This is a genomic window from Pseudomonas sp. S2_A10 (assembly GCF_054668465.1).
Window position 1 is genome coordinate 4,132,906 of record NZ_CP162773.1, and the last position, 14,844, is coordinate 4,147,749.

Below are 14,844 nucleotides of genomic sequence, written 5' to 3' on the forward strand. Positions count from 1 at the left end.
TACAACATTGGAACAACCGCCACCCCGCGTCTGTTCTACACTCACGCCGCTCAATCACGAGCTTCACCCGGAGTAGCGCCATGGAAGTGCCCAACCCCAAAACCGCCATCGAAAGCAATCGACAGGCGTGGAACGATTCCGCTCGCCATCATCAGGATTCACCGGACTGGCAGGCATTGCTCAGCGATGTTGCGCAGGGGGAGTTTTGCTGCCTCGATGACACCTTGCGCGGCTTGCTGGAAGTCGACGGCAAAGACGTGATTCAACTGGGCTGCAATAACGGTCGGGAGAGCCTGTCGCTGTTTGCGCTGGGTGCGCGCAGTGTCGTCGGCGTCGATCAATCGGTAGCGTTTCTTGAGCAGGCCCGCGAGCTCAACAGCCGCTCGCCGCATACTGCCGAATTCGTCGAGAGCGATATCCACCATCTGCCCGCATCGCTGCATAACCGCTTCGACGTCGGCCTGATCACCATCGGGGTACTCAACTGGATGCCTGACATCGGCGAATTCTTCCGTCATGTCGCGCAGGTGCTCAAGCCGGGCGGCAAACTGGTGATCTACGAAACCCATCCGTTTCTGGAAATGGTTGATCCACGGGCTGAAGATCCTTTCCGCCTCGCCAGCTCGTATTTCCGTGCCGAGCCGTTTGTGCAGCAAGAGCCGATCGTTTACGTAGGTAAAGTCGAGCAGCCGGCGGCAAAGTCGTACTGGTTCGTGCATACGCTGGGCGCGATCTTCAGCGGCGCCATTGGAGCGGGGCTGAGCATTGTGGATTTTCAGGAATATGCGCATTCGAACCGGGAAGAGGTGTATGACTGCTACCTGAACCAGCAGGCGCAGCTGCCGATGTGCTTTAGCCTGGTGGCAAGCAAGGCCTGAGAACCTTTTTTGCGACGGCTGGCCTCTTCGCGAGCAGGCTCGCTCCCACAGGGAAACGCATTCCAATGTGGGAGCGAGCCTGCTCGCGATGGCGGCCTTGCGACCGCCACATTTCACAAGGCCGGATCAAGCCTGCGCCGCGGCACTTACCACCGGCCGGCCCGGTTTGCGCAGCGGATCCAGGCGTGAGCCTTCATAGCGGGTTTCGCGGAAGAATTTCCAGCGGCCGAACAGACAGTAAACGTGGGTCACCCGGCCCTGTTCCTGATAACCCATGCGGATATGCAGTTTAAGCGCCGGGATGTTGTGGGTTTCGCAAACGTCGACCACCTTGGTGCAACCCTGCGCCGCCATCGCTTGCCACAGTGCAACCTGCACGTCCACCGACAGGCTGCTGCCGAAGTAGGCGCGGATCATTTCGCCGCCGAATTCGAAGAACTCGCCGGGTTTGACCGGGAAGGTGCAGCCGTAATAGTGGCGGTCGTGGTAGTCGCGAATGCTGCCCCAGATAAAGCCCACGGCGTGGCCATCGGCGTCCAGGTACATGTGCCCGGTGTGGCCCTCGGCAGCCAGTTCGGCCATGGTGCCGACACGGTCGCCGAAGTGTTTGCTGAACGCCACGGCGTTCTCCGGGGTGATGTCGACTTTGCGCAGGCCTTCATACGGGCGCAGTTTGTGTGGCGGCACCGGGCTGACCAAGTCGCGCTCCATCCACAGCAGTTCCCAGTGGAAGAACACGTAGCGTTTCCACAACGTGCCGACGGTGCGGCCCAGGCCTTTCTGTCTGATGCGATCTTGCACTTTGGTGATGATGCTCATGATGCCCCTCCAGGGTCTTTGCCCGGATGTTGTGGTGAGTGTCGTTACAGCGGTGATTCATTCGAGCGCCGTAGCGCCCTGCGTTTCCTCTCGATTGAGGTCGGCATACGAGACTCGCGCGACGCCTCTCAAACCCTGCTCAAGTACCTCGCTCAAAGAATCGCCGGAGTCGAGATAGGCATCGCCGAAATCGACGCCGAGGCGGGTCGGGTGGGCGACGATTTCCAGCACGCCGTCGCTGGGGACGCTGGCATTGCGCAGGTCCAGCGGTGTACAGACGTAATCGGCGGTGACCCGCGCCAGACTCTGCAAACGGCCATTGAGCAAACCCTTGAATAGGCGCTTGGGCAGCGTGAGGTTGTGCCCGAGGTTGCGCGCCAGCCGAATCGGTACGCCTTGCTCGGCGGCAAACTTCGCGACGACTTCGCCGATTGGCCAGATGTTGTGTACGTGCTGGTGCGAGTCGATATGGCTCGGGCGCATGCCGTGATCGACGCAGCGTTGCCACTGCGCCTGTAACTCGGCGCGCACCGCGTCACGGTCTGCGCGACTCAGCCACAGGCTGTGGCGGGGCAGGTTGAGGTCGAACACGCCGTTGCCATCGCAAAAGGTCCGCCGCCCCAGGATCGCCTGGCTCAGCGGGCGCCCGTAGGTCAGGTTGAAGTGCAAGCCGACCCGACCTTGCAGCGTCGGATGGCGGGCCATGGTGCAGGCAGCTTCGAACGCCGGCATGTTGGCCATGGCCGTGGCCGAGCTGATCAGGCCGGCGTGGAAGGCAGCGAAGATCACTGCGTTTTCGTTGGCGCTGAGACCGAAGTCATCAGCGTTGACTATGACTTGGCGAGGCATGGCCGCCCTCCGGAGTGATTGCGACAGGTTGCACCAGTGCTGCAGATTTTTTGTTGGCGCGCCTGGTGCGCCACTGCTGCACGGCGGGCTTGCAGCGATACCAGATGCGCAGCGCCAGACCCAATGCCAGCCCACTTGGGCGCCACGAATAGAAACTCCAGCGCCAGTGTTCCAATTGCCCGGTCATGCGTTCGTGCAGTTGATGGCTGGAGTTTTCCAGGCTGACCCGCGAGGCATCGATCCAGCGCCAGTGCTCGTCCAGGCCCCAGCGAATCCATTCCTCCAGCAACACCCGGCCACTGCCGAGATCGGCGTACTGCGGCAGGAAGGCGAGGTTGTAATCGTAGAGCCGGCCCTGTTCGAGCAGGCCGAGGCGATAGCTGATGCAGCGGCCGTTCAGCTCGAGCATCACCACGCGTACCAGGCCTTGGCCGGCGAGGGCGGTGAAGGCGCGTTCGATCCATTGGCGACTGCGCGGTGTGGCGAAAATCCCGACGCCTTCATCGCCTTTCCAGCTCACCGCCTCGACTTCGCTGATGGTCTGCAACAAGGCAGCCATGCTCAGCGCATCCGGGGTAATCCGGCGGATCTGCGCACCGCACGCGGCAATCCGTTTGCGTGCCCGGCGCAGTTTGTAGCGCGGGTCGCCGGAGACTTCCTGATGGTCTGCTTCGCTGATCAGATGCACTGGCACCCGGCAGCTCAGGCGTCGCTCGGCCGTGGAACTGCGCGCCATCCATGCGGTGACGGCACTTTCTTCACCCGCCGGTTCCGAGAGCTCATTGAGTTGCAGCAGCGCATGGGGCAGGCGCTGGCGAATCAACAGCAGCGCCTCGTGCATGTCCGCGCCGCCGAGCAACGACAGCAGGGCCAGACGATCAGCCAGCGGATAACCCAAGTGATGCAAGACCCGAAACGGCACGCCGGCGAAGCGCTCGCGGCTGGCTACCAGCGGCAGGCACAGGCGTAGTTCTGCGGCTTCCCAACCGAGCAGAATGTGCAGGCGCTGATCCTCACCCAGAGCCTGTTCCGCCGCACATAACCAGCCGAGATTGTTGAACGGCGTATGGTCGGTCACGCCCAGGCGCAGCGTTTCATACGCGGTTGCCGGGAAGTCGGCGGCGCACAGGGACGTGCACCATTCGAATCGCATCACCATAGGTTCAGGCCGCCGTTGCGTTGACAGGTGGACGGGAAGTTTTACCCAGCGCCGCCAGGCGCGAACCGCTGTAGCGGGTTTCGCGATAGAAGCGCCAGCGGCCGAACAGCGTGTAGATATTCATGATCCGCTGTTGTTCGGTATAGCTCATGCGCAGATGCAGCTTGAGCGCCGGTATGTTGTGCGACTCGCAGACATCGACCACTTTGCTGCAGCCCTGGGCGGCCATGGCTTCCCACAAGCGCAATTGCAGGTCCACCGACAGCTCTGTTCCCCAGTAGGCCCGGGCCAGTTCGCCGCCGAACTCGAAGAACTCGCCGGGCTTCACCGGGAATCGGCAGCCGTAGTAGTGCCGATCAAAATAACTGCGCGGCGTGCCCCAGATAAACGCCACGGCATCGCCTTGCTCGTCGACATGCATGTGCCCGGTGTGGCCCTCTTTGGCCAGCTCGGCCATCGTGCCGACACGGTCGCCAAAGTAACGCGCGAAAGCGCTGGCGTTGTCCGCGGTGATCCTGACCACGCGCAGCGGCGGATAGGGTTTGAGCTTGTGCGGCGGCACCGGGCTGACCAGGTCGCGCTCCATCCACAGCAGTTGCTGATGGGAAAAAATGTACAGTTTGCGGATCTTGCCCAAGGTCGCTCGCAGGCCTTTACGACGAATATGTCCGCTGAGTTTTTGCAAAACATCCATGGTCTCTTCTCCTGATGAAGGTGCCATGCGCGGCATCAAGACCGCGCGGCAGAGCATCGAAGGGCGGCTCATGAAGCGCTCCAGCTCAGGGCAAACAGGGTTTGCCCCGGCAGTTCGAAACGCACGCGCCCGTTGTCGCAGGCAAACGGTGCGTCGCGGCTGCGATTGTCGGCGCCGAAGTAACGCAGGGCGCCATGGTTCAGCGGGCACCTGGCGCCGCTCAGATCGACGCGTTGCAGGCGCGTCCCTTTGTTCACTCCGAGCAACGTGCGCTGCTCGTCGCCGGCCATCGCCAGCACATCCACCTCGAAGGCGTCGTTGTCCAGTTGCAGCACCTGGTGCAGCCAGTGGCGGGCGATGAATTGCTGGGCCAGGCCGACCGGTTTCAGCTCGAAGCGATCGTCGCCCAACACGCGCAACATGCCTTTGGGGTAATGCGGTTCGTCAGCGGCCTGAAACCAGTTGAGCATGCTCAGCAAACCGTCCTGCGAGGCATTGATCACCACTGAGGCCCACCACAGCGAGGTGTAGTGGGTTTCCTGATCGTAGGGGCTGAGGCTGGAGCCGCTGGACAGGTTGGTCTGATCGAGCAGCAAGGCCTTGCGCGGCTGACCATTGGCGTCGCGGCCGACCAGTTCGGCGGCACGGCGCACGCTGTCGCGGTAGACGCGGGTGGCGAGCAGATCGCGAATCATCCATTCATGCCAGGCCAGTGCATCGACCTGATCGGCTGACTCGCTGAGCAGGCGCCGTGCCCAATCGATTCCGCGCTTGTCCGCCGCATTATCGGCGAACGGGCCGTTGACCAGTCGCGAACTGGCCGGCATGGCGATGCGCACACCGGCGCGGGCATTCGCCGGGTCGCTGCGCACCTGACGGGCCATGCTGGTGAAAATCGCCTGATATTGCCCGTAGCTGGAATAGTTGAGATTGGGTTCGTCGGCAAAGCCGATGTAATGCGTGCCATTGCCGCCCAGCGCGCGGGTGCTCGCCAGCCAGGCGTCGAGGCCGCTGTTGCTCTGCACGTCGGCGCGCAGATCGGCCTGGCGCTGACTGCCGGCCAGCAGGGTGATGTCGTTGCGAATGCCGAAGCGCTGCTGATAGACCCGGCGGAATGCGTCTTCGAATTGCGGGTTCTGCGCCGTGACGTCGACGAAACTGTAATAGCTCGCTGCCGTCGGTTTCAGCGCATCGAGCAGCGCGTGGCTGGCTGCGGGCGGCATCACGTAGGGCAGGGCAATACCGAGATCCGGCGTGCGCCCGAGGACTTTGTCATGCAGCACCAGCCGGACATCTCCGACGTCTTCGCGCAGCGGTTGCAGTTGCTGCGGATTCTGCGCAAACAGATTGGCCGTGCCGTCGAGCCAGAACGCCGCTTTGCCGCTGCCTTGCAGTTGCAGACGCCAGACCTGCTCACGGGGGCTGACTGGCAACGCGACCTGATCGAACTGCCAATAGGCGCGATAGGGCTTCAGTGCGAGAGTCAGCGCCTGGTGGTCGCCGATCCGCTGCGCCTGTAGCGCGGTGACGCCGCCGTGAAACTTGCCGGCGAGCACTGCATGCTCACCGGCCGCGACTTTGAAATACAGCACGTCGCCATTTTTGCTTTCGGCACTGAAGTGCACTTTGGCCGGGGCAAACAGGGCAACGGTGCGTTCATCGTGTTCGATGCGGTAGTGGCGGAAGCTGTAGCCGGGAATTTCCAGTCGATAACTCGCCGCGCCGGGCAGCAGCGGCCAGGTCTGGCTGCCACGGGTTTCGCTGGCCTTGATCAAGCGTTCGCCGAGCAATTTGCCGCGACCGTCGAGCAGGTACAGTTGCTCTTCGTTGGCATCCGCTTGCCACGCCGGGGTCCAGCGCACGGTCACGCTGTCAGGCTGATCGGTTTGCAGAAACAGACTGCCGTCACGAATCTCGCCCCAGCGCATCGACGCCGCCAAAGCGTCCAGCGACAGGCCGAGACCGAACAGCAGGTACCAGCCTTTCATGCGGGTTTCCTCTGCAGCATCGACCACATCGGCAGCACGTCGCGGGGCAGGATGATCAGGGTTTGCCAGAACGGCACAGCGCTCAAACGGCAATACAGCACGAGCATGGCCACGGTCACCGCCAGATAGGCGATCGATGATGCGGCGGCGGCGCCGACGATGCCGTAGGCCGGAATCAGCACCAGGTTCAGCGCCAGATTGAGCAGCGCGCCCAGGCCCATCAACAACGACACCGAGCCGGGGCGATTCTTGCCCAGCAAGTCCAGGCGCAGAATGCTCGCGTAGCACAGACCCAACAGCCCCGGCAGCAACGCCAGCAGCGCCGGGTACGCCGGTTGGTAGGCAGCGCCAAACAGGGTGACGATCAACCACTCGCCGATCACGGCCATGCTCAAACAGGCGCCGAGCATCACCGTCGCGGTCAGGCGCAGCGCCAGCGGAGTGACCTTGTCCATGCCTTCATCCTGTTGCAGCAGGCGTTTCATCAGGGGCGTAGTCACCGCTTCGGGGACGATCAACAGCAATTCGGCAGCAGCGCTGGCCATGGCGTAATGGCCCAGCGCGGTGCTACCGAGCAGGGCGCCGATAAACAGGTAATCTGAGCGCAAAATCACTTGCTGGAACAGCAGATCGGGATGGCTGCGCGCGCTGTAGCGCAGCAGCTCCTTCTGGCTGGCGCGATCCCATTGCAGCTGCAATGGCTGCGCCCGCTTCAGCCAGACCCAACCGGCGAGCACCACCAGACTGATACCGGCCAGCCAACTGATCAGCGCTGCCTCCAACGCCGCGCTCTGCCACATCCAGAACAGTGCGACGAACAGCAACAGCGGCGCCAGCGATTCGATCAGGCGCAAGACGTTGAACGCGACCACGCCACCCGAGGCGTTGTGCAGGGTCAGCAGGCCGCTTTTCAACACGGTCAACGGCACCGCCAGCAGCAACAGCCAGGCGAGCAGGCCCAGTTGCGTGGTCACGTCCAGTTGCGTGCCGAATTCGCGCACCAGCGCCACCACCAGCAAAGTCAGCAAACCGGCCAGCAAACAACCGAACACCAGCACCTGGCTGAGCAGCAAACCCATCGGCCGCTGCTTGGCCGCCTGATAACCGACCGCCGAATTCAAACCGCCGCTGGTGGCCGCGCTGATCAGGTCAGGCAGGGTGCTGAGCAGGGCGAACAGGCCGCGTTCGCTGGGGCCGAGAATCCGCGCGAGCAGGACGTTGCGCAGCAAACGCAAGGCGATCATCGCCAGCTTGGTGCCCATGCTCAACGCGAGGTGCTTGAGGTAGTTGCCTCGGCTCATGGCCGCGCTCCCCGGTAGATCCGCCACGACAGCAATTGCGGATGGCGCGCGGTGCGCTGGCTGACGCCGAAACGCGGCAGGTTCAGCGGATCGCCGTCGCCGCGATAGATCCCGGTGCCGGTGCCCAGCGCAAACGGGTAATCGTGGTCCGCGACCTGCTGGCGAACGCGATCATCGTTGTCGCCGTTGGGGTAGCAATAGACCGGTAGAGGTCGGTTGCAGCCGTTGTTCAATGCGTCGCGGCTGCGGCGGATTTCTTCGCTCAGGCGCGCATCATCGAGACCGGTGAGGATTGCGTGGCTGGCGCCGTGCGGGCCGAACCGCACCAGACCGGAGGCTTCCATTGCCCGCACCTGATGCCAGTCCAGTGCCTGTGGCAGCGAGTCCTTCGGGCATTCGTCGGTGAGTTCTTCCAGCTCCTGCGGGGCCAGGCTTTTCAGCCCTTGCAGGTAATGCAGCAGCGCCAGGCTGCGGCGCTCGACATCGATGTCATCAAGCAGCACCGGCAGCGGATGTTTGCGCGCATGCAGGCATTCGATCAGGTGCATGCGTGCTTTATCGCCATGGCTGCCCCATAGGGTTTCGCCAAGGCTTTCCCACCAGAAACGCTGGCGGCTGCCGATGAAATCGGTGGAGAGAAAAATGCTCGCCGGCACCTGGTGTTTCTGCAGCAACGGGAAGGCGTTGACGGCGTTGTCACGCCAGCCATCGTCAAAGGTCAGCGCCACCCGTGGGCGCTCGCTGCGCAGGGCGTTGGGCTGGAGAATTTCCATCAGCGGCACGCAGTCGAAATGCTTGCGCAGCCACACCAGCAAATGCTCGAACGCTTTCGGTCCGACGCACAGTTCATTGCGGTGCGGCAGGTCGGCGGCGCGGTCATTCGACAGCACGCGGTGCAGCATCAGAATCACCCCCGCGCCCTGCAACTGCTGACGGCCCACCGGCGAGTTGAGATAGAGCCAGCCACTGGTGCTTTTTATCAGTTGTTTGATCGCCATGGCTTCGGTCCTTTTAACGGTTCTGTTCCGGATTCCACTGGGCATACCGCTGACCGCGCAGGAACTGCCACAGGCCGAGACTCATCCCGGCGAGGGTGACCAGCAGAAACGCGGCGAGGCGGAACGGTTTCGGCAAGCGGTGTTGCGCATCCAGCAGCCCTGCAATTGCCACGCTGTAGCCGAACAGTTGCGCGATCAGGCTCAGGCGATAGAAAGCGTGCTCGTCCCACAGCCAGCAATTGCTCAGCAGCAATGGCAGCAGGAGTACCGGCGCCAGGCGGCGGATCAATTTGTGGCTGATCAACGCCAGGGAATACAGGCCATGCTTGAGCGGGTTGAGCAGCTCGCGGCGCTGGGCCAGGCTTTGCAGGCCGCCGACGGTGACGCGCTGACGGCGGCGAAACTGTTTGTCCGCCTCGTCGACGCCATGGTCGATCACTTGCGCTTCGGGAACGTAGACGATGCGCTTGCCGGCTACCGGCGCGCAGGTGCTGATAAAGAAGTCGTCGTTGACCTCGGCCGGTACGTTCTGGAACAGCTCGCGGCGCAGGGCGAGCAGGGCGCCGTCGGCCGAGACCATGCAACCGGTGCGGTTCTCGACCCGGCGCAACCACCCTTCGTAATGCCGATAGAGGCTGTCGCCGACACTCAGACCGCCACCGGTGACCGGGATCACCATGTGCCCGGCGCAAGCGCCGACCTGTGGATCGCTCAGCGGCGCGAGCAAGTGACCGAGGGTGTCGCGTGACCATTGGTTGTCGGCATCGGTAAACACCAGAATGTCGCCGCTGCTCAGGGCCGCGCCGGCATTCAGCGTGGCGGCTTTGCCCTGACGCGGCAGGTCAAGCACGGTGATGCGCGGATCAATCACTTTGTGCGCGCAGGCCACGGTGTCATCGGTAGAGCCGTCGCTGGCGAGAATGATCTGCAGCGTTGCCGGTTGATAATCCTGGGCCAGCAGCGTGCGCAACTTGTGCTCGATATGCCGCGCCTCGTTGTGCGCGGCGATGACGATGCTGACGTTCAGCGGCGGCGCCGGCGTGTGTCGCCACGCTGGAAACAGCGGCGCGAGGATCGTCAGCAACAGCGGGTAGCCGACGTAGGCGTAGACGGGCAGCAACAGGCACATCCAGAAAATGAACTCAGCCACGGGCAGGCCTCCTTGCGTTCCATTGACACAGACTCAAAATGAACGCCGCGCCGGCCAGGTGCAGGCGCAGCCAGTGCAGGCCCCACAGTTGCAGGAGCAGAATCGGATCGCGGTGCTTGATGCTCTGGCGAACGCTCAGGACCAGACCGGGGATCACGGTCAGGGTGACCATCACCGCCGCGTGATGGGGAAAGCCGTCTAGCAGTGCGGAAATCGCCAGGAAATCGAGGATCCACACCAACAACGACAATATTGGAAAGCGCAGCAGGCGCAGGCTCATGCCATGGGTGCGCAGCAGTTGCAGATGGCTGCCCTGACGCCACATTTCCTTGCCCATCCATTCGCGCCAGTTCATCTCGTAACCCCAGTGCAGCGCGACCTTGTCATTGACCGACAGCAGACGCGCGCCCTGTTCGTGCAGGCGCAGGGTGAATTCCTTGTCTTCGCCAGTGCGCAGGGCCTCGTTGAAACCGCCGACCTTGTCGAACCAGTCGCGACGCATCAGCAGGTTGGAACTGGGCAGCCAATCGACACTGTGGCTGACGCGGTGCGACGGCTGCGAAGTGCGCCGCTGCCAGGCCGTGGCGAACCATGGCGCCTCGGCCGGCGTATGCAGATCCAGGCCGAACACATCGGCTTGGCCACTGGCTTGGATGTCGAACAAGGGCTGCAACCAGGTTTCAGGCATTTCCACGTCGGCGTCGATGAAGGCCAGCCATTCCCCGCTGGCGATCGCCGTGCCGCGATTGCGTAGAGCGCCGATCAACAGCCCCGGCAAGCTCAGCACGGTTGCGCCGAACTGCCGGGCAATCTGCGGACCCTGATCGGTCGAGCCGTTGTCGACCACGATCAGCTCGCACTCGACGTTGGCCGCGTGTGCGGCTTTCTGCGCGGCGAGCAGGGTACGGCCAATGTGCCGCGCCTCGTTGTACATCGGGATGACGATGCTGATCCGCTTCATGCCTGCGTCTCCGGGGTCAGTGGCGCCTGCTCGGCCTTGATGCGCAGGACGCTGGTCAGCGCCAGCATGATCCACACGTATTTCTGGTTCGGCGCGCTGAGGAACATCAGGAACAGGGTCAGCGACAGAAAGCTCACCCCCAGGTGGGTCATCATGTCCGCCCGATGTCCATCACCGCGCAGCATCCACGCCGCCCGCGCGCGAATCAGGTTGTACAGACCGAGCCCGAGCATGCCGACGAAGAACAGCCCGGCAGGCACGCCCAGTTCGCTGAAGATTTCCAAATAGGTGTTGTGGGCGCGGCGGTACAGATCGCCGATCTTGCGGTTGGCGGAAAACGCCTTGGCGTAACCGGTGGTCGCGTAATGCAGTGGGAAGGTGCCGGGACCGGAGCCGAGCACCGGATGTTCGCGGATCATCTGGCCGCCGACGACGATGTAGGAAGCACGGCGGCCGAGGGATTCGTCCTGCGCCTTGGAGCCGGCGCTGAGGATGCTCAATGACTGGATCCGCGCCATGTAACCGGCCGGCATGGCGTAGATCGCCAGCGGAATCACGATGGCCGCACCGAGCATGACGAAACCCAGATGCCGTGGGCGGATGTGGGTCAGTTGCGCGCGGTAGTGCCAAATGCCGATGAGCAGGCTCAACGCCAATACCACCAGACCTGAGCGCGATTCGGTCTTGGTCATGCCGCCCAGCAACAGCAGGCAGCAGGCGCCCCAGAACAAGCGGTGCAGCAGGTTCGGGCTGCGGATCACCAGCAGCAGGCCCAGAGGAATGGCGAAGGCGATGAGCATAGCGAAGGCGTTGGGGTCTTCGAGCAGGCCGGCGGCGCGGCCCTGATCCTGAAACTTCGCCGAGAACATTGCCATGGCGCAGGTCGCGGTGACGGCGAGGGTCACCAGCCGGGCGAACAGGTCGAGGTTCAGTTCGCGGCCGATCAACAAGGTAATGACAAACAGCACCAGACCAACGCTGAGTTCGCGCAGATGCCCCAGCGACATGCCCATGTCATCGGTATTGAGCAGGCTGAGAAAATACAGAATCATGAAGCCGATCAGGCAGTGCCACAGGTTGCTGCGCAGGCGTTGCGACGGAATCTGGTGCAGCGTCAGTTGCAGCATCACGATTACCGCCAGGGAGGCGCCGAGCAACTTGCTTCCCGACACTGAACTGTCCTTGAAGAACCCTTCGAACGGCACCAGCGCGGCAATGCCGAGCAGGCCCCATGTCGGCTTGCGGTACAGGACGGTGAAACCGACCAGGCCAATCACCGCCCCCGGCGCCAGATACGGCCAAGGACTGGCCAGCAGACCGAGGCTGACCAGGGCGAACAGACTGACGATCGAGAGCGGGAAAATCATGCGCGTGTCTCCCGTGCCGTTTGGATGTACAGCTGCGACCAGCGTTCGGCCAAAGCCTTGAGGTCGTAGCGTTCCTGTTGGGTGCGTCTGGCGTTTTCACGCAACTGCGCGGCCAGCTTCGGTTCGGCCAGCAAGGTGTCGAGCTGGCGGGCGAGGGCGGCGGTATCCGTCGGCGCCGCGAGCAGGCCGTTGTGACGGTCCTGCAGGACATCGGGAATACCGCCGACCGCGAACGCCACAACCGGCACGCCGGCCTGCATCGCTTCGAGCAGAATCATTGGTGTGCCCTCGGTGCGCGAGCTGATCACCAATGCATCGAGTTGCTGCCACCAGCCTTGCATCGCCGTCTGGTAGCCCGGCAGGCGAATCCGCTGCTGCAACCCGGCAGCATCGATGCGCGCCTGCAAGGCCTCGCGTTCCGGGCCGTCACCGAGCATCACCGCGTCCAGTTGCGGATGCTGGTGACACAACGCGATCAGCGCATCGAGGAACAGGTCCGGGCCTTTCTCGCTGCTCAACCGCCCGACGTAACCGGCCAGCCAGCGTTGCCGCTCTGCCAGCGACGGCATCGCTGGCGCCGCTGGCAAACCGTTGGGAATCACCTGCAACTTCTCCGTCCGGACGTTGGCCTGACGGTGCAGCACGGCGATACTTTCCGCCACGCAGACCACCCGTTTCACCGACGCCGTGCGGCACAGTTGCAGGCTTAGCCAGGTGTAGAACTTCTGCTTGCGACTGCGCGGCGTGAACCCGTGCTGGGTGATCACCAGCGGCAGGCGCAACAGCGTGGCACCGACCCAGCCGAACAGCAGTCCTTTGAAGTTGTGAGTGTTGAGCAACGGTTTGTCGCCACGGCGCTGACGCAAGTGCCGCAACAGCTCGCCCGGCCCTGAACAAGCGCGAGCGTCCACCCCAGCCTCGCGAAAGCGCGAGATCAGCTCAGGCGGTGCGTCGAGGAACAGCACCTGGTGCTGCCCCGGCGTGGCCAGGCAATGATCCAGCAACATCCGCTCGGCCCCGTAGAAGCCGCCGCTGCTGAGCAAATGAATGATCGGCAGGGCGACGATTGGGGTGGACACCGCGTTCAATTGCGCACCCAGTGAACCAGGCTCGGCATGGTCCAGTTCTTGTGCGGATTGCCCGGCTGTGACGTTTCTTCGTTAATTACCAACAAGACCGGCAGACCCAGCTCATGGCTGATTTGCGCCGGATGCTTGAAGCGGTGATCGAAGAACTCACGCACGTAGACGAACGCGATTGCCAGCAGCAGACCGGTGAACAGCCCGAACGGGATGATCAGCAGCGGTTTCGGGAACGCTGCCTCGGTCGGTTCGAACGGCGGGCTGAGTACCCGGGCGTTGGACAGGTCATCGTTGAGCGAGCGCGTGGTGCTGCTTTCGGCAAAACGCTGGGCATAGGTCGAGAACGCTGCGTGCAGCGCATCGATCTCGGTGTCCATCTGGCGCAGTTTGCTCTGGGTCTGCTGCAGGTCGCGGATGCGGTTCTTGAACTCGGCGATGCGCGCGGTTTTCTGCTCGATCACCTGCTTGACCACGGCCAGGTCGGCGGTGCGTTCCTGGATGCGGTTGCTCACCACTTTGAGAAACTGCTGACGGGTGCGGGCGATCTGCTCGCGGGTCAACAGCATCGGTTCGCTGCCGGGCTGGAACACCGCCAGATCGTTCATGTAACGGCTGACCTGGCTGGTCAGTTGCTCGCCCATCTGTTTGATTTCCCGGTCCTCGAACGCCACGTTGTCGACGGTGGTGGTGAAGGTGTAGGGGAAGGTGTAGTCGTTGAGCTTGCTACTGCTGGCGGCGGCGAGCGCGGTTTTCAGATATTCGAGCCAGCGCTGGCTTTGCAGCAGGCGGTCCTGATACAGGTTCAGCGCCTGTTCTTCAGTGTTGATGGCGTTGAGGCGGAAGGTGATTTCCTCCTTCGGATCCGCTGCGCCGACATTTTCCAGCAGTGCTTGACGATTACCTTCCAGGCCATCGAGACGCACTTGATACTGGTGCTTTTTGGTCTCGTAGAACGACTGCGGCAAGTCGATCGATTGCAGGGCCTGACGGCTGACCAGATAGTTCTGCAGCAGGGCGCTGACAAACGTCGTGCCTTGCTGCGGATCCGGGAAGCTGTAGGTGATCGAGATCACGTTGGAACCGGGCAGGGTTTCGATTTTCAGGCTGTCGACGGCTTGCTGGGTCAGGGCGTCGAGGGTGGTGTCACGTACCGGATCGGTTTCCATGCCGAGCCCGTCGCGAAGCGGATTGATCACGTACTCGCGCAGCGGCGTCGAGACGTAGCGCTTGAACGGTTCGCCGAGCAACTTGGCGAACACCCCGGGTGGCGGGCTGTATTCGCCGTTGTCGCGCAGTTCGCTGATGGTCTGACGGATCAGCGCTGGCGAGCGGAGGATATTGCTCTCGGTTTCCATGTCCGCCAGCGACGGCGGAATGAAGGTGGCGTTGTCCACCGTGAGCGACGTAGTGGCGTCGCCCTGAGAGAGTTTTTTCGACTGCACGATGACCTGCGCGGTGATATCGAAGCTCTGTTTGAGCAGCAACGGCAGGAGCAGGGCGATGACTGCAAAGGTCAGGAAGACGCGCTTCACCAGTTGCTTGTTGGCGAAGAAAATCCTGAAGAACTCATGCAGGTAGTTTTCCTTGGGGTTCATGTC

General features: G+C 62.8%; 13 protein-coding genes. 1 reads left to right on the forward strand and 12 read right to left on the reverse strand.

From position 1 onward, the window contains the following. Nucleotides 1-80 precede the first annotated feature (80 nt). The gene (locus tag AB4N41_RS18570; protein ID WP_252877831.1) at nucleotides 81-878 is read left to right on the forward strand and encodes a class I SAM-dependent methyltransferase; all 798 of its coding nucleotides are present in this window, start codon (nucleotides 81-83) and stop codon (nucleotides 876-878) included. A gap of 126 nt (nucleotides 879-1,004) precedes the next feature. Here AB4N41_RS18570 and AB4N41_RS18575 read toward each other — a convergent pair whose 3' ends face one another. The 12 genes from AB4N41_RS18575 to AB4N41_RS18630 all read right to left on the reverse strand — a co-directional run bounded on the left by AB4N41_RS18575 (nucleotide 1,005) and on the right by AB4N41_RS18630 (nucleotide 14,841). After that, complete coding sequence (locus AB4N41_RS18575) at nucleotides 1,005-1,697, reverse strand: GNAT family N-acetyltransferase (protein WP_041478587.1); 693 nt, start codon at nucleotides 1,695-1,697, stop codon at nucleotides 1,005-1,007. A gap of 57 nt (nucleotides 1,698-1,754) precedes the next feature. After that, nucleotides 1,755-2,546, reverse strand: a complete 792-nt coding sequence (locus tag AB4N41_RS18580; RefSeq protein WP_252877832.1) for a carbohydrate deacetylase — start codon at nucleotides 2,544-2,546, stop codon at nucleotides 1,755-1,757. Continuing rightward, a complete protein-coding gene (locus tag AB4N41_RS18585; RefSeq protein WP_252877833.1) occupies nucleotides 2,518-3,705 on the reverse strand; it encodes a GNAT family N-acetyltransferase in 1,188 nt (395 codons plus the stop codon). The genes AB4N41_RS18580 and AB4N41_RS18585 overlap by 29 nt, the downstream gene beginning before the upstream one ends. Nucleotides 3,706-3,709: 4 nt before the next feature. Then, a complete protein-coding gene (locus tag AB4N41_RS18590) occupies nucleotides 3,710-4,399 on the reverse strand; it encodes a GNAT family N-acetyltransferase (protein WP_252877834.1) in 690 nt (229 codons plus the stop codon). A gap of 68 nt (nucleotides 4,400-4,467) precedes the next feature. After that, a complete protein-coding gene (locus AB4N41_RS18595; protein WP_252877835.1) occupies nucleotides 4,468-6,387 on the reverse strand; it encodes a hypothetical protein in 1,920 nt (639 codons plus the stop codon). Then, nucleotides 6,384-7,688 carry an oligosaccharide flippase family protein gene (locus tag AB4N41_RS18600; RefSeq protein ID WP_130899478.1) on the reverse strand — a complete coding sequence of 435 codons (1,305 nt, stop codon included), beginning with the start codon at nucleotides 7,686-7,688 and terminating at the stop codon, nucleotides 6,384-6,386. The genes AB4N41_RS18595 and AB4N41_RS18600 overlap by 4 nt, the downstream gene beginning before the upstream one ends. Further along, nucleotides 7,685-8,686 (reverse strand): polysaccharide deacetylase family protein, encoded by a 1,002-nt coding sequence (locus AB4N41_RS18605; RefSeq protein ID WP_041478593.1) that lies wholly within the window; start codon nucleotides 8,684-8,686, stop codon nucleotides 7,685-7,687. Before AB4N41_RS18605 ends, AB4N41_RS18600 begins: the two co-directional genes overlap by 4 nt. A 13-nt stretch (nucleotides 8,687-8,699) precedes the next feature. Next, nucleotides 8,700-9,836, reverse strand: a complete 1,137-nt coding sequence (locus AB4N41_RS18610) for a glycosyltransferase family 2 protein (protein ID WP_150635726.1) — start codon at nucleotides 9,834-9,836, stop codon at nucleotides 8,700-8,702. Beyond that, nucleotides 9,829-10,797, reverse strand: coding sequence for a glycosyltransferase family 2 protein (locus AB4N41_RS18615; RefSeq protein ID WP_150635725.1), 969 nt, complete (start codon nucleotides 10,795-10,797; stop codon nucleotides 9,829-9,831). The genes AB4N41_RS18610 and AB4N41_RS18615 overlap by 8 nt, the downstream gene beginning before the upstream one ends. Continuing rightward, nucleotides 10,794-12,164 carry an O-antigen ligase family protein gene (locus AB4N41_RS18620; RefSeq protein WP_252877836.1) on the reverse strand — a complete coding sequence of 457 codons (1,371 nt, stop codon included), beginning with the start codon at nucleotides 12,162-12,164 and terminating at the stop codon, nucleotides 10,794-10,796. Before AB4N41_RS18620 ends, AB4N41_RS18615 begins: the two co-directional genes overlap by 4 nt. Beyond that, nucleotides 12,161-13,252: a glycosyltransferase family 4 protein gene (locus AB4N41_RS18625; RefSeq protein ID WP_252877837.1), complete on the reverse strand. Its 1,092-nt coding sequence runs from the start codon at nucleotides 13,250-13,252 to the stop codon at nucleotides 12,161-12,163. Before AB4N41_RS18625 ends, AB4N41_RS18620 begins: the two co-directional genes overlap by 4 nt. Next, the gene (locus AB4N41_RS18630; protein WP_252877838.1) at nucleotides 13,249-14,841 is read right to left on the reverse strand and encodes a GumC family protein; all 1,593 of its coding nucleotides are present in this window, start codon (nucleotides 14,839-14,841) and stop codon (nucleotides 13,249-13,251) included. Before AB4N41_RS18630 ends, AB4N41_RS18625 begins: the two co-directional genes overlap by 4 nt. Nucleotides 14,842-14,844: the final 3 nt, after the last annotated feature.

Bases quoted from the DNA above. Each gene is read 5' to 3' on its own strand.
- AB4N41_RS18590 (WP_252877834.1), bottom strand. From the start codon at position 4,399: ATGGATGTTTTGCAAAAACTCAGCGGACATATTCGTCGTAAAGGCCTG.
- AB4N41_RS18570 (WP_252877831.1), top strand. From the start codon at position 81: ATGGAAGTGCCCAACCCCAAAACCGCCATCGAAAGCAATCGACAGGCG.
- AB4N41_RS18620 (WP_252877836.1), bottom strand. From the start codon at position 12,164: ATGATTTTCCCGCTCTCGATCGTCAGTCTGTTCGCCCTGGTCAGCCTC.
- AB4N41_RS18600 (WP_130899478.1), bottom strand. From the start codon at position 7,688: ATGAGCCGAGGCAACTACCTCAAGCACCTCGCGTTGAGCATGGGCACC.
- AB4N41_RS18580 (WP_252877832.1), bottom strand. From the start codon at position 2,546: ATGCCTCGCCAAGTCATAGTCAACGCTGATGACTTCGGTCTCAGCGCC.
- AB4N41_RS18585 (WP_252877833.1), bottom strand. From the start codon at position 3,705: ATGGTGATGCGATTCGAATGGTGCACGTCCCTGTGCGCCGCCGACTTC.
- AB4N41_RS18575 (WP_041478587.1), bottom strand. From the start codon at position 1,697: ATGAGCATCATCACCAAAGTGCAAGATCGCATCAGACAGAAAGGCCTG.
- AB4N41_RS18630 (WP_252877838.1), bottom strand. From the start codon at position 14,841: ATGAACCCCAAGGAAAACTACCTGCATGAGTTCTTCAGGATTTTCTTC.
- AB4N41_RS18605 (WP_041478593.1), bottom strand. From the start codon at position 8,686: ATGGCGATCAAACAACTGATAAAAAGCACCAGTGGCTGGCTCTATCTC.
- AB4N41_RS18595 (WP_252877835.1), bottom strand. From the start codon at position 6,387: ATGAAAGGCTGGTACCTGCTGTTCGGTCTCGGCCTGTCGCTGGACGCT.
- AB4N41_RS18615 (WP_150635725.1), bottom strand. From the start codon at position 10,797: ATGAAGCGGATCAGCATCGTCATCCCGATGTACAACGAGGCGCGGCAC.